Below are 2059 nucleotides of genomic sequence, written 5' to 3'. Positions count from 1 at the left end.
TACTTCGGATATGGAAAAGTATCGGGAGGTGATACTTGTCGATTTTTCGTTTCTTTTTTTCGTTGACTTTTCTTTCTTTCCCAAATACAATAGAAGAAAGAAAGAAAGAAAGAAAGAAAGGTGAATAGTATGCTTTCGTTTGAGAATCAAGAGGTGGAATTTAAGCAAGAATATGTACCTGAGATTCGAAAAGAAGTAATTGCCTTTGCAAATGCTTCTGGAGGTACTATTTTGATTGGTGTTAGAAAAGATGGAGCAATTATTGGCGTAGATGATCCAGATGCAATCATGCTTCAGGTTGCAGGTTCGTTAAAAGATTCTATCGCACCTGATATTATGCCTTTTGTCAATATAAAAACTGTGGAAATTGACAAAAAAACGGTCGTTGAAATTAATATTTCAACAGGAACGAATCGTCCATATTATATTCGGGAAAAAGGTCTAAAGCCCAGTGGTGTATATGTTCGAAAAGGAAGTTCTTCACAACCCATGACAGATGAGGGCATCCGGGAAATGATCATTCAAAGCGGCAGATGTTCCTATGAAACAAGCCGAAGCATGAATCAGAATTTGACATTTGAGTATTTTGAAAATGAGATGCACAAACGAAAAATTGCGTTTGGAAGATCACAGATGCAAACATTAAAACTGATAGGTGATGACCATTTGTACACAAATCTTGCATTGCTATTATCGGATCAATGTGAAGTAACAACAAAAGCGGCTCTTTTTCAAGGAACAGATAAAGCGGTTTTCAGAGATAGAAAGGAATTTTCTGGTTCTATTTTAAAACAATTGGAAGACGTTTATCAGTTTATTGATTTAAACAATAAAACGCAAGCCAGTTTTTCGGGTTTAATCCGTATTGACAAAAAAGATTACCCAGAAGAGGCAATCAGAGAAGCGCTTTTAAATAGTATCGTTCATCGAGATTATTCGTTTAGTGGAAGTAATCTTATAAATATTTATGACGATCGTATAGAAATTGTCTCATTGGGAGGATTGGTTTCCGGACTGGAATTAAATTCTATTTTTCTGGGTGTATCGCAGCCAAGGAATCCTAATTTGGCAGCTATTTTTTATCGCATGATGTTAATAGAAAGTTATGGTACTGGAATTGGAAAAATTCAACGAGCCTATGGAGATAACGAAAAAAAGCCATTTTTTGAAACAGCAAAAGGTGTTTTCCGTGTTACACTTCCAAATAGAAACGAAGGAATGCAAAAGCTGTCAAAACCAAGGAAACGTCTGGTAGCAGTTTACCGACAGCCGCTTGCCTCTGAAAAAGAAGAAATTCTCTCCTATGTAGCAGAGCATAAAAAAATAACAAGAAAAGAAACCGAAGCGCTTTTAAATATAGGTACAACAAAAGCGTATAGGATCTTAAAGGAATTATCCAGTGCCGGAAAATTGCATATAAATGGTTCTGGAAAAAATGTTTATTATACAGGAGAGTAGGCGATTAGCTAAATCAGAACTTAAACTTGCAAACTGGAAGCTCGGATTCCGATTCAGCTTTGCTGACCTGAAAAGATGAAAGAAACCAAATATACCGTTAAATACACGACCAGTTTCAAAAAAGACTACAAACGAGCCATAAAGCGTGGCTTGAAGATCGAGCTGCTGGAGCAGGTCGTAGTATTGCTGGCAATGGGCGAGCCGCTGCCGGATAAGAACCGCGACCATTACCTGTCCGGCGATTGGGCAGGTCATCGGGAATGTCATATTCTCCCGACTGGCTGCTTGTGGATGGTGTTTGTCAGCGTGTCAAAATTCTCATACTTGTCAATCAAGGCTATAAATTTCTCTGCTGATTTCTGGCTCTACTCGTAGCCGGTAACAGCCTTTTCCAGTTCCGCGATCTCAATCTAAAGTTCGTCCTGAAACAAAAATGCTCTAAGTGATTTCTTCACTAACCATGACAAATATCATGATTAAGAAGTCACTTAGAGCATACATCACTTCTTGTTTATCTGTCTTTATTTTTCTTTTGGCTGCACGCAGCGGCTGAATCCCCGCTCGCTTACATAAAGTACGGCTGCGGCCGGAATTGCTGTTA

At 38.4% G+C, this 2059-nt stretch carries 1 protein-coding gene and 1 pseudogene; both read left to right on the top strand.

Going from position 1 to position 2059, the window contains the following annotated elements:
* Window positions 1–129: 129 nt before the first annotated feature.
* Window positions 130–1458 (top strand): RNA-binding domain-containing protein, encoded by a 1329-nt coding sequence (locus QVO97_RS00665; RefSeq protein ID WP_022358513.1) that lies wholly within the window; start codon window positions 130–132, stop codon window positions 1456–1458.
* Window positions 1459–1533: 75 nt separating this feature from the next.
* Window positions 1534–1748 (top strand): annotated as a pseudogene (locus QVO97_RS00660) (type II toxin-antitoxin system YafQ family toxin); the annotation flags it as partial.
* Window positions 1749–2059: the final 311 nt, after the last annotated feature.

The organism is Clostridium sp. CAG:43 (assembly GCF_000434655.1).
GTDB lineage: Bacteria > Bacillota > Clostridia > Lachnospirales > Lachnospiraceae > Otoolea > Otoolea fessa.
The sequence above is the reverse complement of the archived record's forward strand: the minus strand, read 5'-3'. Positions and strand labels throughout refer to the sequence as shown.